The sequence below is a fragment of the Pseudomaricurvus sp. HS19 genome (assembly GCF_009857815.1).
Classification (GTDB): domain Bacteria; phylum Pseudomonadota; class Gammaproteobacteria; order Pseudomonadales; family Cellvibrionaceae; genus Pseudomaricurvus.
The window spans coordinates 40,694-66,381 of record NZ_WVVW01000001.1 but is presented as its reverse complement, the minus strand read 5'-3'; the positions used below and the strand labels follow the sequence as shown (position 1 = coordinate 66,381).

The following is a 25,688-nucleotide window of genomic DNA, read 5'->3' as shown; positions in this document are numbered from 1 at the left end:
AGGAGTCTTAGTTCTCAAATTTTACTTCCACATTCAGATAACGCCGCTAGACTGATAGCATCTTTTGATCTATCAGGCCCCTACCTTCATGTTACGGGAAATCACAAAGGAAGTGATTACAGCCATGCTGGAGCTTACGAGTGACGGCATTTGGGACTGGAACGCCCTCACCGGCTACGTCTACCGTAGTCCCGGCTGGTTCCGCATGCTCGGCTATGAGCCCAACGAGCTGGCCGGGACCGTATTGACCTGGGAAGCGGTCATCCATCCCGACGACTACGATCAGGTGATGGAGCTTTTTGACGACTACGTGCAGGGACGCAGTAGCGAATACCATATCCAGTACCGCTGCATCACTAAAAAGGGTGGTGAAATCTGGGTTGAGGATCGCGGCTTTATTGTCGCCCGCGACGAGCATGACCAGGTCGCCCGCATGATTGGCGCCCAACGTGACATCTCCGCCGAAAAGCGCCTGCTGCAACAGTCAGCCCAGAAAAACCTCTCCCTCCACAAGATGGTCGAGCGCCGCACCCGGGTATTGCGCAACCGCAACAAGCAGCTTGCCACCAAGGTGAAAGAGGTTGAGAACATTGCCATCCACGACTCGCTCACCGGGCTCTACAACCGCCATCACTTTGACGAAAAGCTGAAGACCGAATGCGCCCGCGCCAGCCGCTTCGACGAACCCCTGTCATTGCTGGCCATTGATATTGATAACCTGAAACCGATTAACGACCAGTACGGTCACTCAATAGGTGACATGGCGCTGGTGTGGGTGGCTTCCACCCTGCGGGACAATGTCCGGGAAATCGATGTCCCCGTGCGCTGGGGTGGGGACGAATTCATGCTGCTACTGCCAAATACCAGCCTGGATCAAGCCGGCATCCTGGCGGAAAAACTGCAGCAACGGGTGAGTTTATTGACTCTGGAAAGCGAGCTGCCCACCAGTGTCAGCATCAGTATTGGTGCAGCCCAACTGCGCAGCAACGAAGGCCCACAGGAGCTCCTGGATCGGGCTGATTCGGCGCTCTACAAGGCCAAGCATAATGGCGGCGGTCAGGTATCCCAGGCCTGGGATAACATCGCCGAGCAATAACCCGCCGCACCGCCGGACAGGAACTCAGAGGGGTTTTTCCATAAACAGCGCCTGGCCACACTCCGGATCCAGCTCATAGCTGGCAAATCCAAAGCCTGTGTAAACGTCCTGCGCCCGTCGATTACCGGAGAGTACTTCCAGAGTCAATTTGCAGCAGCCCCGCCGGCGGGCTTCATCCTCGGCGGCCTGTAACAACTGGCGACTGATCCCCTGACCGCGACACTCCCGCAGCACAACAATATCGTGGACATTCAGCAAAGGCCGGCCGCGAAAGGTGGAAAAGCCAGCAAAACAATTGATCAACCCCACAGGTTCATCACCACGCCAGGCAATGGCACTGTAGCTGCCGGGAAACTCCGCCAGCTGTTTGGGCAGCTCAGCCAGCAGCGCCGCTGGCAAGCCCTTGCCGCCCCCCATGGGGTCACAGGCGTAATGCTGCAGCAATGCCTCCAGCGCCTCGCAATCCTGCGTCCGGCTCCAGTCAGCCCGGCGCACTTCAGCCGCCGTCATCAACCGGCCTCCTGCATTTTTGCCTGCCAGTGATTCAGTACCCGCTGCACCCTCTCCGCCGGCTGCAATCCCTGCGGCAGGCTGTCGACAAAGCGGATACGCGGCAACAGTCCCTCGCCATTGGCCACCTGGATGGCCAGTCCGGGACGGGCATTCAACTCCAGCAGCAACGGGCCCTGATGGCTGTCGAGCACGATATCCACCCCCAGATAGCCAAGCTTGCTCACCTCGAAGCCCCTGGCCGCCAGCAGCAGGATCTCCTTCCAGTGGGGGATATACAGCTCGGACAACAGGCGACTGGTGTCCGGGTGATGGGTCAGGGGGCGATCGAACTGTACCGCCCTCAGCGCCTTGCCCGTGGCCATGTGCAGCCCGACTCCCACCGCCCCCTGGTGCAGGTTGGCCTTGCCATCCGACACGTGGGTCGAGAGGCGGGTCATGGACATCACCGGGAAGCCTTTGTAGACGATCACGCGGATATCCGGCACCCCTTCGTAGGAGTAGCCATCGAAATGGTCGGAGAAATGGATCAGGTCCTCGATCAACACCACATCCGGCTTGCCCCCGAGACTGTAGAGTCCACTGAGGGTATTGGATACGTGGCGGCAGAGCTCCTCATGGGTCAGCTTTTTGCCACTGGCTTTGACATAGTCATCGCCGTCGCGCCCCACAATCACCACAATCCCCTTGCCGCCGCTGCCCTGGGCCGGCTTGAGCACAAACTGGGTGCGATCCCTGAGGAATTCCTTTAGCTCGTGTACATGCCCTTCCACCCGGCAGACACCCAGCAGCTTGGGCACCGCAATGCCGTGCTCGGCGCACAGCATCTTGGTTTTGTATTTGTTATCCACGTTGGGATAGAGATGACGCGGGTTATTGCGGGCAATCAGCTGCACGTTGCGACGGTTCATGCCGACAATGCCCTTGCTGCGCAGGAACTCCGGTGATGCCATGCCCAGACGCTGCCAGAAACTGCTCATCAGTCGTGACGCTCCAGCGGCTCAAAACGGCGCAGGTCAGACAGCCGGTAACCGGTGTAACTGCCGATGGCAATAATCACCGCCAGGATCACCAGCAGCAGTTCCGGGTAGAGGAAAATGGTATCGCTGATCAGGGTATTGCCCATCAGCAGGTACGCGAGGCTGGCGGTCACCAGGCTGCCACCGGACTCCACCATCACCTCCCGCGGGCCGGCTTCGTCCCACAGGATCGACATGCGTTCGATGGTCCAGGAGAGGATGATCATGGGGAAGAAAGTCACCTTCAGTCCCCCCTGCCAGCCCATCTTTGCACTGAGGATACCGATGGCGCCGTAGATAATAATCACGAACACCAGCACCGAGGCGATCCTCGGCACCAGCAACAGGTTAAGGTGACTGAGATAGGAGCGCAGGATCAGGCCCACACCCACCACCACGATAAACAGCATCACCCCCACCACCAGCGTGGTCTGAAGGAAAGTCAGGGCGATCAGCACCGGCATAAAGGTGCCTGACGTGCGCAGTCCCACCAGGTTGCGCAGGATCACCACCACCAGCGCCCCCAGCGGGATCACCAGCAGCAGTTTGAATGTGTTCTGCTCCGACAGCGGCAGGCTGTAAATGGAGAAGTCGATGAGCGGGTTTTCGGCGTGGCTGGCGGCGTCAACCGCCGAGGCAAAGGTGGCGCGCTGCAGCTTGTTGGTGGCGTAGGTTACCCGGGAGTCCTTACCGCCGAAAACTTCCAGCAGGGGCTCCTTGTTGCGCTGCAACAGCACTATCCGGTCCCAGGGAATAATCTCCAGCTCACGGGTATCCAGCAGCCACTTGCGGCCGTCGATAAACACTTCCAGAAAGTGGTTAATGGTCTGGCTGCGGCTTTTATCTTCCAGGAAGATGCCACCCACCGGCTCCACCTGATAGCCGGCCAGGGCCAGGACCTGCCCCATACGATAGGTACGTTTTTCCGGGGTGGTATTGCCCCGCAGCAGGATCTCTACCCGCTGCTCACCCGGCTGGTTGAGGCTGCGCATAATCTGCAGGGCGCCATCAATGCCGGCAGCTGGCTGTATATCCCGCAACAGGCTCAGGCCGGTGCGACGCAGGGGACCGTCCATATCGTCACCGAGAGGACGTGCCAGCGGGCTCTCCAGGGCGTCTTCGGTATCGGGAAAATAGCTGAGGGAGCGCAACAGGATTACCTGCTCGCCTTCAATCCCCTCGCCCCGCCAGCGGGCCATACGGGCGCCCTCTTCCTCAATCTCATCGAAATTGAAACCGGGGGCGATAAAATCTGAGGAGACCAGGCGGCGGCTGGGGTTGTTGTCCGGCAGGTTAAGACGCACTTCCACCGGCATGCCGGGCTTCGCGTCAAAGACAATCTTGCCCTCCAGCTGCCAGATGGTTTCCGTTTCGGAGGCGAGTAGCGGGAAGCCCAGCGCCAGGTGCTTATAGGCCGCAGCACCCAGCCCGACACAAAACAACAGGACAACCAGCAGGTGCACCTGATTTGCAGAAGAAAGCTTCAATGACTCCCCCGATATGACTCTAAAGCCTGACAAATAGCGCGCAGATTAGCACGCTCTTCACCTTTTTGGGGTGAACTACGTCTCTCGACGCCGCGTCAGACTTTACGCGGGTTATCGCGCCTTCGCTACTCCTTCTGCAAGGTCAGGTACTTGCGACTGACGTCCACAACAGCCCTGCCCTGCAGGAAGTTGCGGCCGATGAGGATCGGGTAGTCAAACCGGTCACGGTCCGCCAGGGTGACTTCTACCTTGTCGTGCAGGCTGCCCATGCGCAGCTCCAGGCGCACCACCTGACGGCGCACATTTTCCACCCCGTGCTGCTTGATTCTTACCCAGCGCACTACCGGCGCCTTGATCTCTGAAACCTCGCCGGTACGGCGGTCTTCCACCTTGAACTTGACCCAGCTTTTGCCATCACGCTCGAACTCTACGATATCCGAGGCGTCAATAGAGGTGGTCTCGGCACCGGTATCCACCCGCGCCTTCTTGCGCATGTTGATAGGCATTACGTCCACGTACTCCACCTGACCAATAATGCGCAGGTCGCCGCGACCGGTAACATCACCACTCACTACGGCGGGACAGGCGGTGGGTTTGGGCTTGGGACAGGAGAGCGCAGGCGGCTCCGGCTGTAACGGCTTCTCCTCGACCACCGGCGGCTGCTCTGCCGGCGCTTCGGGCTGCGGGCAAGCCGGGGCCTCGCCGGGCTCCTGTGACTGCACCGGCTGCTGTGGGTCAGTGGTGGTTTTCTGCTCCAGCAGACTGCAACCGCTGAACACCAGCACACAGGCCGACAACATCAGCGAATTCAACAGTTTTTTGGGCAAAGCCAGCATGTAATTGCTCCTCAGGTGGGTACTCGTCACTTCCCTGTCTGCACGGTACTGCTTCCCTGCTACCGGAACCGCTTTATATAAAAAAGGCCCCGCCGTTTCCAGCGGGGCCCGCATATTGTTCGCAATTCGGTCAATAAGCGATCAGTTGGTCATCGCCTGAACCATGGAGATCATAACACCGGCAGCCACTGCAGAGCCAATCACACCCGCAACATTGGGGCCCATGGCATGCATCAGCAGGAAGTTCTGCGGGTTGGCTTCCAGGCCAACCCTGTTGGATACCCGTGCCGCCATGGGCACCGCCGACACACCAGCTGAGCCGATCAAAGGGTTGATCTTCTGGCTGCTGAACTTGTTCATCAGCTTGGCCATGATGACACCCATCGCAGTACCAATACCAAAGGCGACGATACCCAGCGCCAGGATACCCAGGGTTTTAGGGTCCAGGAACTTGTCAGCCGCCAGCTTGGACCCTACTGAGAGACCAAGGAAGATGGTGGTGATATTGATGAGGGCGTTTTGTGCGGTGTCGGAGAGACGATCTACCACCCCGCACTCTTTCATCAGGTTACCAAAGCAGAACATACCCAGCAGCGGCGCCGCCGATGGCAGGAACATGGCCACCAGTACCAACACCACAATGGGGAAGATGATCTTCTCGCGCTTGCTCACCACCCGCATCTGGGTCATGACAATCTTGCGCTCTTCGTGGGTGGTCAGCGCCTTCATGATCGGTGGCTGGATCAGCGGTACCAGTGCCATATAGGAGTAGGCCGCAACGGCAATGGCACCCAGCAGCTCCGGCGCCAGCAATGATGCTACATAGATCGCCGTCGGGCCGTCCGCACCACCGATAATACCGATGGCAGCTGCGTCGGCGATGCTGAAATCCATAATACCGAAGTAGTTCAGCGCCACTGCGCCCATGACGGTAGCGAAGATGCCGAACTGCGCCGCCGCCCCCAGGAACAGGGTTCTGGGATTGGCCAGTAACGGCCCAAAATCGGTCATGGCACCCACACCCATAAAGATCACCAGCGGTGCAACACCGGAGGCGATGGCTACGGAGTAGAAGTTATAGAGCATGCCGTTGTTGTAACCGAAGTCCGCCGCAAGGTTGGCCAGCTGCGCATGATGAGTGGCGGAAGCCACTTCATAGGCGTGCTTGATGGCTTTAACACCAGCGGCCGGATCGATGCCAAGGGCGTTGGCAAAGGCCGCCATCACGTCAGGGTGCGCCGCGTGCAGTGCCGCGTCCACCGCCGAGGAGGCCAGCTCCGCACCGGGAATGTTAGCCAGAATGCCACCGAACCCGATCGGCACCAGCAACAGCGGTTCAAAGTTTTTGTTGATGGCCAGGAACAGCAGCACCATCCCCACCAGGATCATAATCACCTGGCCGGGCTGCATCAGGTGCAAGCCCGACTCCATCCACAAACCGAGAAAGTTTTCCATTGTCTTAATCCCCCGGCCTTAAGCGATGGTCAGCAGCGTATCGCCCACAGCGACGGAGTCACCTGGCTTGACGCTGACGCTACCAACAGTACCCGCCTTGGGAGCGCGGATCTCGGTTTCCATCTTCATGGCTTCGAGGATAATCAGCAGGTCACCTTCCTGTACCGACTGGCCCGGTGCAGCCAGCACCTTGAAGATATTGCCTGCCAGCGGCGAAGGCAGCGGATCACCACCACTGACCGGCGCTCCGCCGCCAGCCGCTGCTGCAGGGGCTGCGCCACCCACAGGTGCGATGCCGGTGAGGTCGCCGCCGTTGGAGACAGTTACGGTGTAGGACTGGCCTTCGACGGTGACGGTGTAGACCTCTTCACCGCTGTCGTTAGTGACCACAGAGCCCTCTTTACCGGTAGGCACAGGTTCAAAGGCATCGGCGTTGCCACGGTTCTCGAGAAACTTGAGGCCGATCTGCGGGAACAGAGCATAGGTCAGCACATCGTCGATTTCCTGCTCACCGGCGGCCAGTTTGATCCCCTTCTCGGAAGCCAGCTGCTTAAGCTCCGCCGCCAGCTTGTCCATTTCGGGTTCCAGCAGGTCCGCAGGGCGGCAGGTGATAGGCTCGGCACCATCCAGTACGCGATCCTGCAGCTCTTTGTTGAACGGGGCAGGCGCTGCACCGTACTCGCCCTTGAGCACGCCCTGGGTCTCCTTGGAGATGGACTTGTAACGCTCGCCGGTCAGCACGTTCAATACCGCCTGAGTACCCACAATCTGGGAAGTGGGCGTTACCAGCGGGATGAAGCCCAGGTCTTCGCGAACACGGGGGATCTCCGCCAGCACGTCACCGAAGCGGTCGGCAGCACCCTGGTCCTTCAGCTGGCTCTCCATGTTGGTGAGCATGCCACCCGGCACCTGGGCGGTGAGGATGCGGCCGTCGATACCACGCAGGGAGCCTTCGAATTTGGCGTACTTCTTCCGTACCTCGCGGAAGTAGTTGGCGATCTCTTCCAGCTTGCCCAGGTCCAGGCCTGTGTCACGGTCAGTACCCTGCAGGATGGCGACCACGGACTCGGTTGGGCTGTGGCCGTAGGTCATGGACATGGAAGAGATGGCGGTATCCACATTGTCGATACCCGCTTCCACACACTTGAGAATGGTGGAGGTGGACATACCGGTGGTGGCGTGGCACTGCATGTGAATGGGAATGTCACAGGCCGCTTTCAGCTTGGTCACCAGCTCATAGCCGTCGTAGGGTTTCAGCAGGCCCGCCATGTCTTTAATGGCGATAGAGTCAGCGCCCATGTCTTCAATGCGCTTGCCCTGCTCGACCCACATGTCGATGGTGTGCACCGGGCTGGTAGTGTAGGAGATGGTGCCCTGGGCGTGCTTGCCCTGTTTTTTAACCGCTTTCAGCGCAACGTCGATATTGCGCATATCGTTCATCGCATCGAAGACGCGGAACACATCGACGCCGTTAACCACACAGCGCTCGACAAATTTTTCCACCACGTCATCGGCGTAGTGACGGTAACCCAGGATATTCTGACCGCGAAACAGCATCTGCATCGGGGTTTTGGGCATCGCCTTTTTCAGCTCGCGGATACGCTCCCACGGGTCTTCGCCCAGATAGCGGATACAGGCATCAAAGGTAGCACCACCCCAGGTTTCCAGAGACCAGAAACCGATCTCGTCCAGTTGCGCGGCAACAGGCAGCATATCGTCAAGGCGCATGCGGGTGGCAAACAGGGACTGGTGCGCATCGCGCAGCACAACATCGGTAATGCCCAGTGGCTTTTTGTTCTCACTCATGAGAATTCCCTTATCAGGTAACTTTTTAAAGATGGAGGATCCTGCTGTCGTTGCCGGCCCGGAAGCGGGCTGCGGCGGTCACAGCGGTTACTTGTTTTTGGCCCGGTGCTGATCCACAGCCGCCTTGATCACGGCGATCAGTTTGGGATCGGTTACGCCAGCCGGTGCCGCAGCAGGACGCGGTGCGGGGATAACCGGGGGCGCTTCCGGTAAAAAGCGTTGCACGAGTGAAGACATGATTGCGGTCGCAATCACCAGCAGGGTCAGGAAAACGAACACCGTTCCCATCCCGTAGAGCATCAGGTCGACGCCCTGTTGCATGATACCTTGTTGCATCTTGTCTGTTTCTCCTAAGTGCCGGCATCAGGGATCTCAGCCTGGTGTCGGTGTCCACAGGGCATCTCATGGAAGCCTGACTGTTCTCAGTGTGTACGGGTTAAGCCGATAAGCTCACAGCGACCTGGCAACGATCCTGTTTCACAGCCTGCCGGATGGTCAGGAGTGCTGCAGAAATCGGGCCGTCTCACAGGCCGTACATCCCCGAATTTGGGGGCAAAAACTCTATCCCGACGCGGTGTTGTAAGCAAATTTTGTTAACTACTACAAATTTGGCAAATACTTTCGCCAAATTCTGTAAAAAAACTACCAAACCATACCCTACACACCGCCCCAAACAGATTAAATACTAGGCACCATGAACACTTTTTACCACACCACCCGCTATCAGCACTGTCTGATAAGCGGGCAAACCGCTACAATCCGCCCCCTTTTGTAATTCCACGCCAACCCGACTACAGACCATTCCGACCTTTATGCGCCTTTTTATGGCCCCGATGGAGGGGGTAATTGACCACCATGTCCGCCAGCTGATGAGTGCGCTGGGGGGTGTCGACGTCTGCGTCACGGAGTTTGTGCGGGTTAGCGAGCACCAGCGCCTGCCGGAAAGGGTTTTCAAAAAGCTCTGCCCGGAACTGGACCAGGGCAGCCGTACTGCTGCCGGTACCGAGGTGCGCCTGCAACTGCTCGGCGGCCATCCCGGCTCCCTGGCCTGGAACGCCGCCAAGGCCGCCAGCCTGGGTGCCGCCGCCATTGACCTCAACTTCGGCTGCCCGGCGAAAACCGTCAATAACAGTGACGGCGGCGCCTGCCTGCTGAAAACCCCGAACCGGGTTTACGACATCGTCCGGGCGGTCCGTGACGCCGTACCGGGCACCATCCCGGTAACTGCCAAGATCCGCCTCGGCTTCGAAGATCGCAGTCTCTATATGGACAACGCCCGCGCCGCCTTCGAGGCCGGCGCCAACGAACTGGCGGTGCACGCCCGTTCCAAGGCCGACGGCTACCGACCGCCCGCCTACTGGGAGTACATCGCCCGCATCCGCGAAACCCTCCCCATACCAGTGATCGCCAACGGCGACATCTGGTCACCCCAGGAGTGGCAACGCTGCCGCGACATCACCGGCTGCGATGATTTTATGCTGGGCCGGGGCATCCTCACCCGCCCCGACCTGGCACTGGCCATTCGCGCCCACGCCGAGGGCCGTGACTACGAGGCCATGGAATGGTCACAGGTGGCGGAGCTGCTCTACAGCTACTACCTCACCACCAAGCCCCTCTACCCGGGCAAATTTCTGGGCAACCGTATCAAACAGTGGCTGGCCTACCTGAAAGTCCATTACCCGCAGGCTCTGGTGCTGTTTGAGAGCATCAAGCGGCTGAATGAGGCAGCGGGGATTGAGGCGGCGTTTGTGCCCCATCTTGTGGGGGAGCGGGAGTTGGCGGGCTAGCCGGGGCAATAAACCCGGTAAATCGGGATGACGTGCGATTAGTTGTTTTTTCTGTGAATCAGGTGCGCTGGTTTCGCCCTGCCGGGCGAGTCACTTTTCTTTGTCGCCCAAAGAAAAGTAACCAAAAGAAAGGGCGCCCCGGGTTCGCTGGTCAGCTGGTAAAAAACACCAGCAGACTCCCCTCTCTCCGGGCTGTCTGCGGGGGCCGGCCTGATGGGCCCTCCTGGCCCAACAGGCCTGAAGCGCACGTCCATGTGCGCTTCTCCGCCACAGCCAGCCCTCCGTTCGGCAGCTCGCACGGGGTTCAAGTCCGCACTCCGAACCACACGTTTAAACAGACACCAGTTAAAGCTGATAACCAAAAAAATCGGTCATGGATTCCCGCCTGCGCGGGAATGACGGAATGTACAATGAAACGAACGCCGATGTGGCACGGGCTCCGGGGCCCCTGCGTAGCGCCGAGCACCGCAGTGGTGGAGGGGGAAGACGGCCATGGACGGCCGGCTTAGCCTTGTTGCGCCAGGGACGGCGCATCAAGGCGACCCCGGAAGCGCGAGGAGCGCAGGGAACTGGAAAGCGTCTTTTTGCTTTCCGGCGCGGAGGTGGGGCTGGGCTTTCTTTTGGTTACTCACGTGTGCCCGCTGTATCGGTATTTCTTTGCCCAAACAAAGAAAAGTAACTCGCCCGAGCAGGGCGAAACTAAAGGTTTAATTTCATCACCAAACACACCTTAATCTTCCCGCGTAGGAAACAACACACTCCGCACCCACCCCCACGTCGAGTTATCCCCCGCCAGATACCTGTTCAAATCCCGCTGGGTCTGATGAAAACTGTCGCTGTGCTGAAACATCCGCTCACGCTTGAGCATACGACGCTCAGGATTGAGGTGTTTGATAACGCGTGCAGGATTGCCCCCCACCACCACATTGTCCGGCACGTTCTTCACCACTACGGCACCGGCCGCCACTACACTGTTTTCACCGATGGTGACGCCCTTGCCAACCCGGGCACCGTGACCGATCCAGACATTGTCTTTCAGCACAATGGGCTTGCTGCAGCGAAACGGTCGCAGACGATTGTAGAGGCCGTGCCAGTCGCTGTCGGAGATGTAGCTGCCAGCGGCGAACATGCAATTGTCGCCAATCTCGATGGCCGCCGCAGACATGATATTGGTGCCCGGTGACAGCAGGCAGTAGTTGCCGATACGAATGCTGCCGTCCAGCCCCTTGCCCTGCCAAGTGGTCAACTTGACCGGATTGTCACGACTGCTGATCAGGTGCAGGTAATCGCCGGCGCAGATATTACGACCGAATACTTCCGCGGAGAGAGGCTTCACCACCATGGGGTGACAACCCAGTTGATCAAAATGTTTGCTGAAGAAGTGACGCACCAGAAAATCGTTACACATTTCGCCGGCGCGCTGCAGCCAGTATGGTTTGTGGTTGCGTCGCACTAAAAATTCATCCCGAATGTTGCCTTATGGTTCTTCTGCTGTTGCCAAGCCAGATGCTGGCGACTACCTTGTTCGCCTGAACAATAACAAGTGTTCGCCTGAACAATAACAAGTGTTCGCCTGAACAATAACCCGTGCCACAGGAGCCACGAATGACGGTTGCTTTACCCAAACCTCAATTGCCCATCGACATTGACAGCATCAAGGGCTTTCTCGCCGACGATGAAGGCACCGCCCTCTATCATTACGCCCTCGAGGCTTCGAGGCTCGGCCCCTGTCTGGAGATCGGCAGCTACTGTGGCAAGTCCACTGTCTACCTCGGCAGCGCCTGCCAACAGAACGGCGCCGTACTGTTCGCACTGGATCACCATCGCGGGTCAGAGGAGCATCAGTTGGGCGAGGAGTACCACGACCCCGATCTGTACGACAACGGCGTACAGCTGATGGACTCCTTCCGCACCTTCCGCACTACCCTGCGCAAAGCCAAGCTGGAAGAGACGGTGGTGCCGGTCGTCTCCTCTTCAGCGGTAGCCGCACGCCAGTGGGCCACACCACTGGGCATGGTTTTTATCGATGGTGGCCACAGTGAGGAAGCGGCACAGACCGACTACCGCAGCTGGGCCAGGTTTATCAAGCCCGGTGGCATCCTCGCCATTCACGACATCTTTCCCAACCCCGCGGATGGCGGCCAGGCGCCCTACAACATCTGGAAACTGGCTAAAGCCTCCGGCCTCTTCGACGAGCTGCCAACCATCAACACCCTGGGCCTGTTCCGTCGCCGTTAACCGGCGGCGAATCCGTCAGGCCTTCGCCGCCGCGCCGTGTGTCCGCACACGGCCCTCTTCCCCGGCCGTAACTTCACCAGCCTTTTCCGGCAACAACTGCGACTGCAGGAACAGGCGCGCCGCACCGGTGTGCTCGGTAATGGCATCCGCTGCCAGTATCACCGCGGCTGCAGTCCAGGTGGGCTTCTCTTCCGGCCACAGCACCTGCTCGCGGTACTGGTAACCGGTCCAGTAGGCACCGTCACTGCCATCGCGCCACTGGTGCAGCCAGCCGTATAAATGAATTGCCTTGCCGTGCTCCCCTGCTGCCAGCAGCGCCATAGTCAACTCGCAGGACTCGGCTACGGTCACCCAGGGTTCGTCGCTGACACAGACACAACCCATATCCTTGCGTACAAACTGATCCCAGCGCTCGTGCAGGCGCTGCCGTGCTTCCGCACCTGCGTACACCCCTGCCAGCACCGGATAGAACCAGTCCATGGAGTAGCGCGCCTTACTCTCCCAGGTGCGATCAAAACACTCCGGGTGGAAGCGCAAGGTGTTGAACAGCTGGTGGTAAGCGGCACGCCACAGGCTGTGCTCCCGCTGCAGGGTGGCGGCAATATTGACTGCGCACTCCAGGCTTTTCAGCACCGAGGAACAGCCGGTCACCAGAGCATCACGCAGTGGCTCCCCATCTTCTCCCACCGCCCAGTAGATCTCTCCGGTGGGGGACTGGTAACGCAGAACAAAATCGATGGCACGCTCTACACAGGGGTAGAGTCGCTGCAGAAATGAAAGATCTCCTGTCACCAGGTAGTGGTGCCAGACACCGGTAGCCACGTAGGCCACGAAATTGGTTTCGCGCTTGTCGCAGTAGAGCGGCTGGTTGTCGAGGTAATTGGCGTACCAGCTGCCATCCTCCAGTTGTTGTGCCGCCAGCCAATGGTAGGCCCGCTCAGCGGCCTCGTGTTCACCGGCAATACTCAGCCCCATGGCGGCTTCCACATGATCCCAGGGATCCGCCTTGCCCCCCTCAAACCAGGGAATGCAGCCGTCTTCCCGCTGCACCGACAGGATGTAGTCCACGGTCTGCTGCAGGTACGCCGCCGGGTAAATCCCCCGGCTCAGTAGCAAACTATCCATGCTTGCGACTCCCTGTATCCAGGTTGGATTGGGCCTCGAAATACATCACCACGCTTTTGCCCAGCAGCGGATTCAATAACCACTCCAGCCCGCGGGTCAGCCAGGGGCGCTGCATCAGGTCCCACACCAGCAACTGGTGATACCAGCGCACCAGGGGTTGGTCGTCCTGCTCCCAGAAGCAGCACTTGAGCCACCAGAAGGGGGAATGCAGCGCGTGTGCCCAGTGCCGCGCGTAACGGCGCCAGCCCAGCTTTTCGACGTCGAATTTCAGCTGTGTGGCGTTGAAAATACGAATATGGCCGCCTTCCGACTGCCGGTACTGGGTCGACAACTTCCAGCAGATCTCTTCCGGCCAGGCGCGCGGAACACTGATCGCCAGCAGTCCATCGGGCTTCAGTACCCGGCGAATTTCCGCCAGCACGCCCTGGTAATCTTCGATGTGTTCCAGCACTTCGGAACAGATCACCTTGTCAAAACTGTGGTCGGCAAAGGGCAGCTGCAGGGCATTGGCCCGCTGGAACGTCAGGCTGCCGGCGCTGCCACTGGGTTGCAGGAAATCACGCGCCCGTTCGCGCGCTGTCTGCAGGTCGGTCTCGCTGAGATCAACACCCACGGCGTGCACCCCAGCCTGCAGATACGCACCAATGGTGTGACGGCCCTCACCGCAACCCACATCCAGCACACAGTCGCCGTCGCGCAATTTCAGCTTCTCAAAATCTATGGTTTGCACGCTACCTCCGGAAAAGTCTCTTCTGCACTGCGTGCGTCTTTAATCATGGAGCGGTAATAATCATCAAATTGGGACGCGCAGACCGACCAGCAAAAACGCTGCAGAATCCGTGCCCTGCCCCTGGCTCCAAGCGTTTGCCTCATCACAGGGTCTGCCAACAACTGATCCAGTGCCGCCGCGAGGGCATGGCTGTTACCGGCTGGCACCACCACACCTGCGTCACCCACCACCTCCGGCAGCGCACCGCCATCGGAGGAGATCACCGCGCAACCACAGGCCATGGCTTCCGCCGCCGGCAGGCCAAAGCCTTCATAGAGCGAGGGTGACACCACCACGGCGGCCTCATTGTAGAGGTGCACCAGTTCATCGGTACTGATGCCGCTGACAAAGCGGACCCGGTGGGCGATGCCCAACTGCTGCAGCAGCGCATCGGTTTGCCCACCCTCTTTCAGTTTGCCCACCACCAACAACTCCAGCGCCGGATAGCGCGGCAACAGGTCCGCCACCGCCTGCAGCAAAAAGCGCAAACCCTTCAGGGGCTGGTCCGCTGAAGCGGTGGTCATGATACGCATGGGATGCCGCTCGGCATTATCCAGAGGTCGGAAGGTCTCTGTATCAATTCCGTTATGGATCAGCTCAATCGCCTGCCTCGGACGACCAAACTCGGCGGCAATATCACCGCGGGATTGTTCCGATACGGTCACCACGTGCCGCAGTCGCTGCACCACCTTTTTCTGCATACCGAGAAAAGAGTGCCAACGCCGCACCAGCAAGCGGTGCCTCCAGTTGGGCGCAGCCTCCAATGCCAGTCGCAGGTCGCGGGTGATGGGATGATGCACGGTCGCCACTACAGGAATGCCCATGCGCTGGATCTCCAGCAAGCCGAAGCCGAGGCTTTGGTTATCGTGCACCAGGTCGTACTCATCGCGATGCCGGCGCAGGTAATGCACCACCCGGCGACAGAAAGTGTAGGGCTCGGCAAAACCGCCGCTGAGCATGCTCCACCACTCAAAGAAGTCGGACCAGGAACGCAGGTGGCGCCAGCGCAGGGCGGTGACGTGATTGTCAGCGGCGAACAGGTCAAGACTGGGGATCTCGATCAGCCGTACCCGGGGATCCAGCTCGGGATAAGGCGGGCCGGAAAGCACATCCACCTGATGCCCCTGCTCCACCAGTGCCTTGCTCAGGTAGCGGATATAGATCCCCTGCCCGCCCACAAACGGGTGACTGCGGTAACCCAACAGGGCGATGCGTAACGGGCGTGCGGCGGGAAGATGGCCGGACATGGGTGTGAGGTCGAGTGGCAGGGTCTCGGGGACGGTCATCGGCCGTGGGTCTTCCTGATCGGGAGGCTAAAACTATTGTTTGAATTTAGCCCGCAGTCTGACACAGCCGTCCCCACGCGGCAACGCAACAGCTCCCTGTAGCCAAACGCAGCGCACAAAAAAGCCGGAGCGGTAACCCCACTCCGGCTTTCTGCTGTCGCGCCTCTGCAGACGGCGCGTCAGAACCAGTAACTGCCTGCCCGCTCGCCGTGAATTTCCATGCAACCAACCAGCTTGCCTTTGGAAACCACCCGGTGATTAAGCCACAGCCATCCAACCATGCGACGCATCCTGAGCTCCTGTAATGCCAAATCAGGTAAAACTTGCTCCTCCCCGGTTCGCGATCACCAAATACCCAAATAACGGGCGCAAAAAAGCCCATGCGTGATGGGCTTCAGATACGTAACAATCCCATGCCACGCCGTTGCGAGGAGCGCCTGTCAGCTCCGAAGCAACCCATGCCTGACACCGAATCGGCCAGACTGAACAGACATGGATCGCCGCGCTGCGCTCGCGATGACGATAGCGAAGAATGTTACAGGCTGAAGCCCAACACTGACGGGCTTTTTAGAATCGTTATGAGCCTTGCTGGCAGGGTACCACCGGAGTTCTTATGACTGCGTTTGCCCCTGCCCGGGTGTTTGAGGGTAATCACCGAACGTGCGGCGCATGATACATCAATACACATTTTTGTCAAAAATCGACCAACATGAACAGGAATCAGGCGCCATCCGGAAATCAGCGAATCACATCCCCGACACGGACAATTTTCATGGTATTGGTACCACCGTGAACATTGAGGTAGTCGCCCTTGGAGATAATCACCAGATCCCCCTCGGCCACCACCTGCCGCCGCAACAGCTCATCGACAACCGCCTGGTTGAGGGTTTCCGGCTGCAGCCCGCGGGTGCTGAAAGTCACCGGCACCACCCCGCGGTAGAGCGCCAGCCGGTTCTCGGTGCGCGGATGATCCGTAAAGGCAAACACCGGCAGGCTGGAGCTGATACGGGACATAAACATGGGTGTACGTCCGGTCTCGGTAAAGCTGATGATGGCCTTCACTCCCTCCAGGTGGTTGGCGGTGTACATGGTGGCCATGGCGATGGCTTCATCAATGCTCTCGAAATTCTGGTGCAGGCGGTGCGCAGAGGTGACCGTGGTCGGGTGCAGCTCGGCACCGCGGGCAATGCGATCCATGGCTTCCACCGCTTCCACCGGGAAGCTGCCGGCGGCGGTTTCGGCACTCAGCATCACCGCGTCAGTGCCATCCAGCACCGCATTGGCCACGTCGAACACCTCGGCGCGGGTCGGCAGCGGGCTGTCGATCATCGACTCCATCATCTGCGTGGCCGTGATCACCGCAGTGTTGAGATCCTCCGCACGGGCAATCATGCGTTTCTGCACGGCGATCAGCTGCGCATCGCCGATCTCCACGCCGAGGTCGCCACGCGCCACCATCACCGCATCCGATGCACGAATAATCTCATCCAATATCGCCGGTTCGGTAGCTTCGGCCCGCTCCACCTTTGCCACCAGTCCTGCCTGGCCTCCGGCGGCGTGCAGTAACACCCTGGCCTTCTCCACATCAGCGGCGCAGCGCACAAAGGAGACCGCCAGGTAATCCACCCCCAGCTCGGCCGCCAACACGATATCGCGATGATCCTTCTCCGTCAGCGCATCTGCCGACAGGCCACCGCCTTCGCGATTGATACCCTTGTTGTTGGAGAGGCGGCCACCCACCAAAGTGCGTGTGGCAATGCGGGATCCCTCCACACCGGTAACCTGCAGAACGACGCGGCCATCGTCCAGCAACAGTTTGTCCCCGACCGTGACATCGTCGGGCAACTGGGCGTAATCAATGCCCACTTCCAGGCGGTTACCCGCCTCCTTGTCGAGGCCGGCATCGAGGAAGAAATCATCACCCACGCCCAGCTCAATGGGGCCGTCAGCAAAACGCGCAATGCGAATTTTGGGGCCCTGCAGGTCGCCCAGCACTGCTACAGTGCGATGGCTCTTGTCCGCCAGCTCCCTCACCATCTCCACCCGGCGCCGATGATCGTCGGCGGTGCCATGGGAGAAGTTGATGCGAACCACATTCACCCCGGCCCTGATCAGTTTTTCCAGTACTTCGGGGGCATCAGTGGATGGTCCCAGGGTTGCTACAATTTTGGTACGTCGAATACTCATCTATCCCTCACGGCGCCAACGCCTTGTCCCACAGGATATGGCCGGTGCCAGCGGCCACTTTCGATACAGCAGGCGGCAACAATACCCACCTGCTGCACAACGACTTTACAGCGACCGGGTTCAAAAACCATGACGGCCGCCGCAATTTCCCATCAATCAGCTTTTACCACCGAGGCTGGCGGCCTCTGCCGCAAGTCGCTCAATCTCAGCCCAGTTACCGGCCCGCACCAGATCCGCTGGCGCCATCCAGGAGCCGCCCACACAGCTTACGTTTGGCAACGACAGGTAACTGGCAGCATTGGCCGGCGTCACACCGCCGGTGGGGCAAAAGCGCAGCTGCGGCAGCGGACCACCCATGGCCTTCAGCATAGGCACACCGCCGGCGGCCTCCGCCGGGAAAAACTTCAGGCAATCAAAACCCCGCTCCAACAGGGTCATCGCTTCGCTGGGTGTATTCACACCGGGCAACAATGGCACACCGGCCTCGACACTGGCATCAACAATGGCGGTGGTGGTGCCCGGGGTAACGATAAATTCAGCACCGGCCTGCAGCGAATCAAAGAGGTTGCCGACGTTAATAATCGTGCCCGCGCCAACGACCGCGTCCGGCACCGCCTCCTTGATCAGGCGGATGGACTCCAGCGCCGCGGCTGTGCGCAACGTGATCTCCAGCACCTTGAGGCCGCCGTTCACCAGGGCGTTGGCCAGTGGCACGGCATCTTCGGCACGGTCGATCACCATCACCGGAATAACCGGGGCCAGCTGCATAATCTCTTGAGTTGTAAGTGTCATAGGATTTCCGTAATTCTGATAATGTGTTGTTTTTTGCAGCTCTTGTCTTCGTAGCTGTTGTTTTTATAAGTGTTTCAGTCAATCAGCTGAAAGGAGTTTCAGTAAACAGGGTGCAGGCCCCCTCTTCCGAGGCGCTGGCCAACCGCCGCATGCCACCAAACAGTTCCCGTCCCATACCCCAGCTGTGGTCGCTGGCGCTGTTGGCCAGCGGGATACGACTGTCAAATTCGGACGCTTCCACCAACACATTCAACTCACCAGTGTTGGCATCAAAGCGAACCATATCGCCGCTGCGTACCTTGGCCAGCGGGCCGCCGTCGGCGCACTCCGGCGACAGGTGAATGGCGGCAGGTACCTTACCGGACGCGCCGGACATGCGACCATCGGTCACCAGTGCTACTTTGAAACCACGATCCTGCAACACACCCAGCGGCGGCGTCAGTTTATGCAGCTCCGGCATGCCGATGGCCCGTGGCCCCTGAAAACGCACCACGGCGACGAAGTCCTGTTCCAGCTTGCCCGCCTTGAACGCCGCCACCAGATCGTCCTGGTCATCAAAGACAATGGCCGGCGCCTCCACCACACGATGCTCTTCCGCCACGGCCGATACCTTCACCACACCGCGGCCGAGATTGCCCTGTACCAGGTGCAGGCCGCCGGTGGGATCAAACGGTTCGTCACAACTGCTGAGTACACTCTGGTCCAGCGATGCGGACGGTGAATCCTGCCAGCAGAGCTGGCCGTCACGCAGCTGGGGTTCCCGGTTGTAATTGTGCAAACCCCTGTCATCGCCAATGGTGATGATATCGCCGTGTAACAACCCGGCCGAGAGCAGTTCAGCGATCAGCACCCCCATACCACCGGCGGCCTGGAAGTGGTTAATGTCAGCCTGTCCGTTGGGGTAGATACGGGTCAGCAGCGGGATGACATGGGACAACTCATTGAAGTCATCCCAGTTGACCAGGATACCGGCGGCACGGGCAATGGCGATCAGGTGAATGGTGTGATTGGTGGAGCCGCCTGTGGCCAGCAATCCGATAATGGCGTTGACGATGGCCTTCTCGTTAATCAGGTGTCCAATGGGACGGAAGTCTTCTCCCTGGGCGGTGAATTTCACCACCTGCCGCGCCGCGGCTTTGGTGAGCTCATCCCGCAACGGGGTATAGGGATTGATAAAGGAGCTGCCCGGCAGGTGCAGCCCCATAATCTCTACCATCATCTGGTTGCTGTTGGCGGTACCGTAAAAGGTGCAGGTACCGGAGCTGTGGTAGGACTTTGATTCCGCCTGCAGTAACTCTTCACGCCCCACCTTGCCTTCAGCATAGAGCTGGCGGATACGCACCTTCTCCTTGTTGGGCAGGCCGCTGGGCATGGGTCCGGCCGGCACAAACACCGCCGGCAAATGCCCAAAGGTGAGCGCACCGATCAGCAAGCCGGGAACAATCTTGTCACAGACGCCAAGGTAGAGGGCACCGTCAAACATATTGTGGCTGAGCGCCACCGCTGTAGCCTGGGCGATAACATCACGACTGAACAGCGACAGCTCCATACCCGGCTGTCCCTGGGTCACGCCGTCACACATGGCCGGCACTCCGCCGGCAAACTGCGCCACGCCGCCGGCAGCGTGCACCGCCTCCTTGATCAGGGCCGGCGCCAGGCGGTAAGGCTCATGGGCCGACAGCATGTCGTTGTAGGAAGAGACGATGGCAATATTGGGACGATCGCTGCCCGCCAGCGCCGATTTTTCGTCGCCGGAACAGGCGGCAAAGCCGTGGGCCAGGTTGCCACAGGAGAGGCGCCGTCGATGGGGCCCCTGATCCAGGGCTGCCTGCAGGTGATCCAGGTAGCGCTGTCGGCTGGCGCCACTGCGCTCAATAATCCGGTCGGTGACTTGCTGCACTTTGGCATTCAGTTGAGCCATACAACACTCTCTTTGCTATCAGTGGACCAATAGGTTGCGGCGATGCGGCACACCGTCAGGGTGCCCAGTAAACCTCCAGTGACGCAGCCTGCTGCAGAAACAGGCTCACTGGCGACAACAGCGGATCGGCAGCCTCCAGTGCCTGGCGATACACCTGCCACTTGTCTTCACCAGTGATCAGCAACACCAGCAGACGGCTCTGCAACAGCGCCTGCGGCGTCATGGTCATACGCGATGTGTACTCACCGGTAACCGCAGAGCGCTGCGCTTCGATGGCCGCACAGGGCCCGGCACTGGCAAACGCCTCTGCCAAGCCCTCCGCACCGGGAAACAGCGAGGCGGTATGAGCATCCGGGCCCATACCCAGCAGACACACCGTAGCGGGCATCTGCAGCGCCCGGTAAGCGCGGTTGCAAGCCGCAACACCATCAGCCGGTGTTGCGGAGCCGTTTTTCATGGCAATAAAGTTGGCCGTGGCAGCCCGGTTCTGCAGCAGGGTCTGCCGCAACAGGCGTTCATTGCTGGCGTCGTGATCAGGCGCTACCCAGCGCTCATCCACCAGCGCCACCTGCACCTGCTCCCAGGGCAGCTCTACCTCGGACAACAGCCTGTAGAGTGGCCCGGGGGTGGAACCGCCGGAGGCCAGCAACGACGCCCCGCCCTGTTGCTGTAAATCTTCCCGCAGCGTCGCCACCACAGATTCCAGCAGCGCCTGGGTCAGCGCCTCGCGATCACTGAAGCGGTGTTCGCGGATCATTTGCGCTTGCGCCGGCCGGTGCCACTGTTGTGCCAGGCACGATGATCGCTGTGCAGCAGCGCCGCCGACGCATCCGGCCCCCAGGTGCCCGCCTCGTAGGGCGCCGGCTGCATACCCAAGCCATTCCAGGCCTCGATTATGGGGTCCACCCAGGCCCAGGCGAGATCGGCTTCATCACGACTGGCAAACAGCGACAGGTCGTTGTGAATCACGTTGAGCAGCAGTCGCTGGTAAGCATCGCTGCGAATATTCTCGAACGTCTCGGCAAAGTTGAGATTGAGTGGCACCTGCTGCAGCCGCATCTCGAACTTGTTGAGTTCCTTGGCCATCAGCATCATCTGGATGCCCTCATCCGGCTGCAGGCGGATCACCAGGCGGTTGGATTCCAGCTGTCCGCTCTGGCCACCAAAAACGTTGTGGCCGACGGACTTAAACTGGATAACAATCTCCGCATAGCGCTGGCGCAGCCGCTTGCCGGTACGAAAGTAAAACGGCACCCCGGCCCAACGCCAGTTGTCCACATGGGCCTTGATGGCAACAAAGGTTTCGGTGTTGCTGTCACGCCCCAGCTCATCCAGGTAACCCGGCACCTCGCTGCCATTGATCATGCCTTCCACATACTGGCCGCGCACCGTGGTGTGCAGTACATCCTGCCCCTCAATCGGTCGCAGCGCCTGCAGCACCTTGAGCTTTTCGGTACGGATGTTATCGGCCTGCAATTTGTGCGGTGGCTCCATGGCCACCAGACACAGCAGCTGCAGCAGGTGGCTCTGCACCATATCGCGCATGGCACCGGCCTGGTCGTAGAAATCGGTGCGTCCCTCCAGCCCCACCTGTTCAGTGAGACTGATCTGTACATGGTCGATGTAGTTGGAATTCCACAGGGGTTCAAACTGGATATTGGCGAAGCGCAGCGCCATCAGGTTCTGCACCGTCTCCTTGCCCAGGTAGTGATCGATACGGAAAATGCACTGCTCGGCAAAGTACTCCCCCACCAGGTTGTTGATCTCGTCCGACGTTTCCCGGTCATAACCCAGCGGCTTTTCCAGCACCACCCGCGCGCAGTCGTTGATCAGGCCGTGCTGACTCAGCTGCTCACAGGTAGCACCGTAGAGACTGGGGGGCATGGCCAGGTAGAAGACCCGGTCGCCCACCAACTTGCAGGAGAAGGCCTCCCGCAGCTTGTCCCACTCGCCACTGCCGTCGACCACATCCAGCGAGTAGAAACTGATGCGGGCAGAAAAGGACTCCCAGTGACTTTTGGAGCACTCATCCGCCTTCAACTGGCTGGAGAGCCACTCCTGGATACGCATCAGCTCCCGCTCCTCACCTTCGTGCTCGCGGGTGGTGAGGTAGATTTTGGCCTGCTGGGGGAGTTGTCCGTTGAGTTCACAGCGATAAAGCGCTGGCAGAAGTTTGCGGCGGGAGAGGTCTCCCAGACCACCGAAGATGATAATGTCGCAGCAATCCGTCACCGAAAACCTCATATTTCTGGGTATGACCTGAGAATAGCAAGCAATTTCCATTCACAGATCAATGGCGCCCTTTTCGGCACCTAATGTAATTTAATTACATAATATTCAGTTTGACGGCGTAAAACAACCGATTAAAATGTAACTAAATTACATATTGAGGAAGTTGGTGTAACCGGAGGCCATAACAGTGCACCGGAATGAACCAGCAGACCCCGGGACCACCACTATGATACTGAGCCGGCTGCAAAGTGAACTTGAGAGCTTGAGCAAATCGGAGCGGCGCCTGGCAGAGGTGATCCTCGCCAACCCGCAGGCGGTCATTACCGCCAGTACGGCGGAACTGGCCCGCCGTGCCTCCGTCAGCGACCCCACTGTCTCCCGGCTCTGCAAGAGCCTGGGCTGCAGCGGTTTTCCCGATTTCAAGGTACAACTGGCCCAGGACCTGGCCCGCAACCCGTCGCAGGTGAATCCGGTCATCGGCGCCGGTGACGATACCCGCACCTGTATCGACAAGTTGATCAATGCCAATCAGGCAGCACTGGAGCACCTGCGCAGCGCGCTGGAGAGTGACCAGGTGGATGCAGCTGTAGAAGCGCTGAACCGCGCCAAACGGATTGAAATCTTTGGTATGGGGGCCAGTGCGGCTATCGCCCAAGATGCACAGCACAAGCTCTTCCGCCTGGGAACACCGGCCTGTGCCTATGAAGACAACCTCAAACAGCGGATGGTCGCCGCCGCTGCCGACAGTGACAGCCTGATACTGTTTATCTCCTTTACCGGCGAGACCCGTGCCACCCTGGAGGCAGCCCGGATTGCCCGGGAGAGCGGCGCCTTTGTGCTGGGGATTACCGCCCCGGGGTCGCCCCTGGCGCAACTGTGCGATATTTTCCTGACTTCAGGTAATGCCCTGGAAGACACCACGGTCTATATCCCCATGGCGACCCGTATCGTGATCCTCAGTGTCATTGACCTGCTCTGCACCCGGCTGGCCCTGCGTCGCCAGCCGCAGATCAACGACACCCTGCAGAAGATCAAACGCAGCCTGCACGCCACCCGGGTGGGTGATTCAACCTGAGGTGGAATATCACTTATCCAGAATGGCGCTCATGGACTGACGCAGGTTGGCCACCAGTTTGCGCACCACCGGCGTGCGGGTGTAGTTGGGGCGCATCAGCAGGCAGACCTCACGGTTCGGGGCCGGATCCTTGAAAGGCACATAACAGATACCTTTATCACCCTGGCGATTCAGGGTTGCCAGCTGCGGCATCAGGGTGACGCCCATGCCGGTTGCCACCATGTAGCGCAGAGTCTCCAGGCTGGTGGCACGGAACTGCTGGTCCTCCCTGGCGCCGGCGGCAAAGCAGTAGCCCATGGCCTGGTCCCGCAGGCAGTGGCCGTCTTCCAGGGTCAGTACTCTCTCCCCTTCAAGGTCCTGCAGGGTGACAGATTTCTTTTTCGCCAGCGGATGATCCGCCGGCGTTGCCAGCAGCAGCTTTTCCGCAAACAGCTCGTAGCGCTCGAAGCTCTCCATCTCATCCAGGTAGGGCAGGATCAGCACATCGAGGCGGCCTTCGTTGAGGTCCCGCAGCAGTTTTTTGGTGCGATCCTCATAGAGAAAGAAGTGCAGTTTGGGCAGTTCCTGCCGCAGCGATTCCATGATGTGCGGCAGCAGGTAAGGCGCCAGTGTGGGGATCAGGCCAATGTGGATATCCCCCGCCAGTGGATCCAGCAGGCTCTCGGCGGTAGCCTCGAAGGCTTCTGCCGCCTGCAGCACCCGCTGCGCTTCCCGTACCAGTACTTCGCCGGCCGGGGTCAGCATGACGCTGCGCTTGTGACGCTCCAGCAGTTGCAGCTGCAACTGCTCTTCCAGCTTCATGATCTGGCCACTGAGGGTCGGTTGACTGACGAAACAGGCCTCCGCCGCCCGGCCGAAGTGTTTGTGCTGGTCAACCGCTACCAGATACTCAAGGTCCCGCAATTTGATTGTTGCCATCCGCTATCCCGGCCATTGGTGAAGGATTCCGGGTATTCAGCTGCTGCCCGGAGCCTGACAAGTCATGGCAAGATAGTAACGCAGCCCCGCAGCCAGGCGAAATCAGGTCACTTAATGTGGTTGATTGTTTCAGGTTATGGGGCCCAGCCGATGTCCCCGGCTGACAGGGTCAGGGACGCCGCTTCGCCACGGCTCTTACCCGCCAGCCAGGGGTGCAGCCGGGGCAACAGCTGCGGTAACCCCGCCATCACCGGCAGCGGTAATAAAACGCTGTCACCGCTGCTGTTAAGACGCACCGCATGTTCTTCCCCCTGCCGCACAGCTGTGACACTCAAGCGCAGCCAATCAATATGGACGCCGTATTGTTGCTGCCGTATTAGCTCGTTTACCAGCGCCATGACTTCGACCAGCAGGGCATGGCAAAACTGCCGCTGTTCCGACAGGTTACCTCCCCGCGAGAACTGCAGCTTCAGGCCATCATAGCTGCAGCGCCCTCCGGCTTCGGTGAAGGACCACAGAGGAGTGACACTGCCGTCCGTCCGGGGTGACGCTGGCAACGCGCTGCCGGGCGCCAGCTGACTGCAATCCCGGAGCTGGCAATATTGCTCGAGCACAGTCTGTTCATAGACGAGCTGTTGCCGGGGACGGGGAAAGGTGAGCACCACCTGCTGACCACCCGCCTCCAGCACGGCTCCGGTTGCCGGCGCCATATAGAGATTAACCTCCTGTCCGGCCTCTATATCCATCTGCAGGAACAGCAGCTGGTTACCGTACTGCTCCACCCCACGGGACCAGCGTCGCCGCTCACCGGGTGTCAGCTTGGGATCCGTGAGCGCCAGCTCCGCTTCATGGATATAGGCCTCGGCCAACTGCGTCAGCGCGATACGGGCGAAGTCAGCTCGCCATTGCGGGTCAGCTCCCTGCAAGGCAGCGACGGTGCTGGCAAACGGATCGGCGGCGGGCGCGGCGGCAGTAGCCGTAACACCACCGGCACACAGGGCCAGCGCGGCAAAAAATGATCGGTACAGAGAGAAGACTTTCATGGGCGCAGCTTACGCCGGTTGCGCGTCAAAGAACGGACCTGCCAGGCAAATTGACCAGGCTGACGCGTGACCATCCCGGCCGCCGGCAGGCGACGGGATGACCATA

The 25,688-nt window shown here is 59.7% G+C and carries 22 protein-coding genes; 4 read left to right on the top strand and 18 right to left on the bottom strand.

The annotated features are described in order from the left end of the window. Positions 1–124 precede the first annotated feature (124 nt). Entirely contained in the window at positions 125–1,096 is a 972-nt protein-coding gene (locus GSF27_RS00220) for a sensor domain-containing diguanylate cyclase (RefSeq protein WP_160964545.1), read from the top strand. Between the two features lie 24 nt (positions 1,097–1,120). Here the strand turns inward: GSF27_RS00220 and GSF27_RS00215 are convergent, their stop codons facing one another. The 7 genes from GSF27_RS00215 to GSF27_RS00185 all read right to left on the bottom strand — a co-directional run bounded on the left by GSF27_RS00215 (position 1,121) and on the right by GSF27_RS00185 (position 8,545). Beyond that, positions 1,121–1,606, bottom strand: coding sequence for a GNAT family N-acetyltransferase (locus tag GSF27_RS00215; protein ID WP_160964543.1), 486 nt, complete (start codon positions 1,604–1,606; stop codon positions 1,121–1,123). Next, entirely contained in the window at positions 1,606–2,586 is a 981-nt protein-coding gene (locus GSF27_RS00210) for an alpha-L-glutamate ligase-like protein (RefSeq protein ID WP_160964541.1), read from the bottom strand. The genes GSF27_RS00215 and GSF27_RS00210 overlap by 1 nt, the downstream gene beginning before the upstream one ends. Next, positions 2,586–4,112 (bottom strand): UUP1 family membrane protein, encoded by a 1,527-nt coding sequence (locus GSF27_RS00205; protein WP_160964539.1) that lies wholly within the window; start codon positions 4,110–4,112, stop codon positions 2,586–2,588. The genes GSF27_RS00210 and GSF27_RS00205 overlap by 1 nt, the downstream gene beginning before the upstream one ends. A 125-nt stretch (positions 4,113–4,237) precedes the next feature. Beyond that, positions 4,238–4,948: an ATP-dependent zinc protease gene (locus GSF27_RS00200; RefSeq protein WP_160964537.1), complete on the bottom strand. Its 711-nt coding sequence runs from the start codon at positions 4,946–4,948 to the stop codon at positions 4,238–4,240. A 141-nt stretch (positions 4,949–5,089) separates the two neighbouring features. After that, positions 5,090–6,403: a sodium ion-translocating decarboxylase subunit beta gene (locus GSF27_RS00195; protein ID WP_160964535.1), complete on the bottom strand. Its 1,314-nt coding sequence runs from the start codon at positions 6,401–6,403 to the stop codon at positions 5,090–5,092. An 18-nt stretch (positions 6,404–6,421) separates the two neighbouring features. Then, positions 6,422–8,209, bottom strand: coding sequence for a sodium-extruding oxaloacetate decarboxylase subunit alpha (gene oadA, locus GSF27_RS00190; protein WP_160964533.1), 1,788 nt, complete (start codon positions 8,207–8,209; stop codon positions 6,422–6,424). A gap of 87 nt (positions 8,210–8,296) precedes the next feature. Continuing rightward, on the bottom strand, positions 8,297–8,545 hold the full coding sequence (locus tag GSF27_RS00185; RefSeq protein ID WP_160964531.1) for an OadG family protein: 249 nt from the start codon (positions 8,543–8,545) through the stop codon (positions 8,297–8,299). Between the two features lie 476 nt (positions 8,546–9,021). On the opposite strand from GSF27_RS00185, the gene GSF27_RS00180 reads away from it, so the two are divergent. After that, on the top strand, positions 9,022–9,996 hold the full coding sequence (locus GSF27_RS00180; RefSeq protein ID WP_160964529.1) for a tRNA-dihydrouridine synthase: 975 nt from the start codon (positions 9,022–9,024) through the stop codon (positions 9,994–9,996). Between the two features lie 730 nt (positions 9,997–10,726). Here GSF27_RS00180 and GSF27_RS00175 read toward each other — a convergent pair. After that, positions 10,727–11,449 carry a DapH/DapD/GlmU-related protein gene (locus tag GSF27_RS00175; protein WP_370462539.1) on the bottom strand — a complete coding sequence of 241 codons (723 nt, stop codon included), beginning with the start codon at positions 11,447–11,449 and terminating at the stop codon, positions 10,727–10,729. 152 nt (positions 11,450–11,601) lie between these two features. On the opposite strand from GSF27_RS00175, the gene GSF27_RS00170 reads away from it, so the two are divergent. Next, positions 11,602–12,234 carry a class I SAM-dependent methyltransferase gene (locus GSF27_RS00170; RefSeq protein ID WP_160964527.1) on the top strand — a complete coding sequence of 211 codons (633 nt, stop codon included), beginning with the start codon at positions 11,602–11,604 and terminating at the stop codon, positions 12,232–12,234. Positions 12,235–12,249: 15 nt separating this feature from the next. Here the strand turns inward: GSF27_RS00170 and GSF27_RS00165 are convergent, their stop codons facing one another. From GSF27_RS00165 to zwf, 8 genes are all read right to left on the bottom strand, one after another. Continuing rightward, positions 12,250–13,359 carry a prenyltransferase/squalene oxidase repeat-containing protein gene (locus tag GSF27_RS00165; protein WP_237457320.1) on the bottom strand — a complete coding sequence of 370 codons (1,110 nt, stop codon included), beginning with the start codon at positions 13,357–13,359 and terminating at the stop codon, positions 12,250–12,252. After that, complete coding sequence (locus tag GSF27_RS00160) at positions 13,352–14,089, bottom strand: class I SAM-dependent methyltransferase (RefSeq protein ID WP_160964525.1); 738 nt, start codon at positions 14,087–14,089, stop codon at positions 13,352–13,354. Before GSF27_RS00160 ends, GSF27_RS00165 begins: the two co-directional genes overlap by 8 nt. After that, a complete protein-coding gene (locus tag GSF27_RS00155) occupies positions 14,077–15,414 on the bottom strand; it encodes a glycosyltransferase family 4 protein (RefSeq protein ID WP_160964523.1) in 1,338 nt (445 codons plus the stop codon). The genes GSF27_RS00160 and GSF27_RS00155 overlap by 13 nt, the downstream gene beginning before the upstream one ends. 738 nt (positions 15,415–16,152) lie before the next feature. After that, positions 16,153–17,601, bottom strand: coding sequence for a pyruvate kinase (gene pyk / locus GSF27_RS00150; protein ID WP_160964521.1), 1,449 nt, complete (start codon positions 17,599–17,601; stop codon positions 16,153–16,155). Positions 17,602–17,757: 156 nt separating this feature from the next. Further along, positions 17,758–18,393, bottom strand: coding sequence for a bifunctional 4-hydroxy-2-oxoglutarate aldolase/2-dehydro-3-deoxy-phosphogluconate aldolase (locus GSF27_RS00145; protein WP_160964519.1), 636 nt, complete (start codon positions 18,391–18,393; stop codon positions 17,758–17,760). 82 nt (positions 18,394–18,475) lie between these two features. Continuing rightward, positions 18,476–20,314 (bottom strand): phosphogluconate dehydratase, encoded by a 1,839-nt coding sequence (gene edd, locus GSF27_RS00140; protein ID WP_160964517.1) that lies wholly within the window; start codon positions 20,312–20,314, stop codon positions 18,476–18,478. 55 nt (positions 20,315–20,369) lie between these two features. After that, complete coding sequence (pgl, locus tag GSF27_RS00135) at positions 20,370–21,071, bottom strand: 6-phosphogluconolactonase (RefSeq protein WP_160964515.1); 702 nt, start codon at positions 21,069–21,071, stop codon at positions 20,370–20,372. Continuing rightward, positions 21,068–22,558 carry a glucose-6-phosphate dehydrogenase gene (gene zwf / locus GSF27_RS00130; protein WP_202410213.1) on the bottom strand — a complete coding sequence of 497 codons (1,491 nt, stop codon included), beginning with the start codon at positions 22,556–22,558 and terminating at the stop codon, positions 21,068–21,070. Before zwf ends, pgl begins: the two co-directional genes overlap by 4 nt. Positions 22,559–22,772: 214 nt before the next feature. Between zwf and hexR the strand changes: the two genes are divergently transcribed. Beyond that, positions 22,773–23,621, top strand: a complete 849-nt coding sequence (hexR, locus tag GSF27_RS00125) for a transcriptional regulator HexR (protein ID WP_160964513.1) — start codon at positions 22,773–22,775, stop codon at positions 23,619–23,621. A gap of 9 nt (positions 23,622–23,630) precedes the next feature. Here hexR and oxyR read toward each other — a convergent pair whose 3' ends face one another. Together oxyR and GSF27_RS00115 are read right to left on the bottom strand one after the other, a co-directional pair. Continuing rightward, positions 23,631–24,539 carry a DNA-binding transcriptional regulator OxyR gene (gene oxyR / locus GSF27_RS00120; RefSeq protein ID WP_160964510.1) on the bottom strand — a complete coding sequence of 303 codons (909 nt, stop codon included), beginning with the start codon at positions 24,537–24,539 and terminating at the stop codon, positions 23,631–23,633. 134 nt (positions 24,540–24,673) lie between these two features. Beyond that, positions 24,674–25,582 carry a hypothetical protein gene (locus tag GSF27_RS00115; protein WP_160964508.1) on the bottom strand — a complete coding sequence of 303 codons (909 nt, stop codon included), beginning with the start codon at positions 25,580–25,582 and terminating at the stop codon, positions 24,674–24,676. Positions 25,583–25,688: the final 106 nt, after the last annotated feature.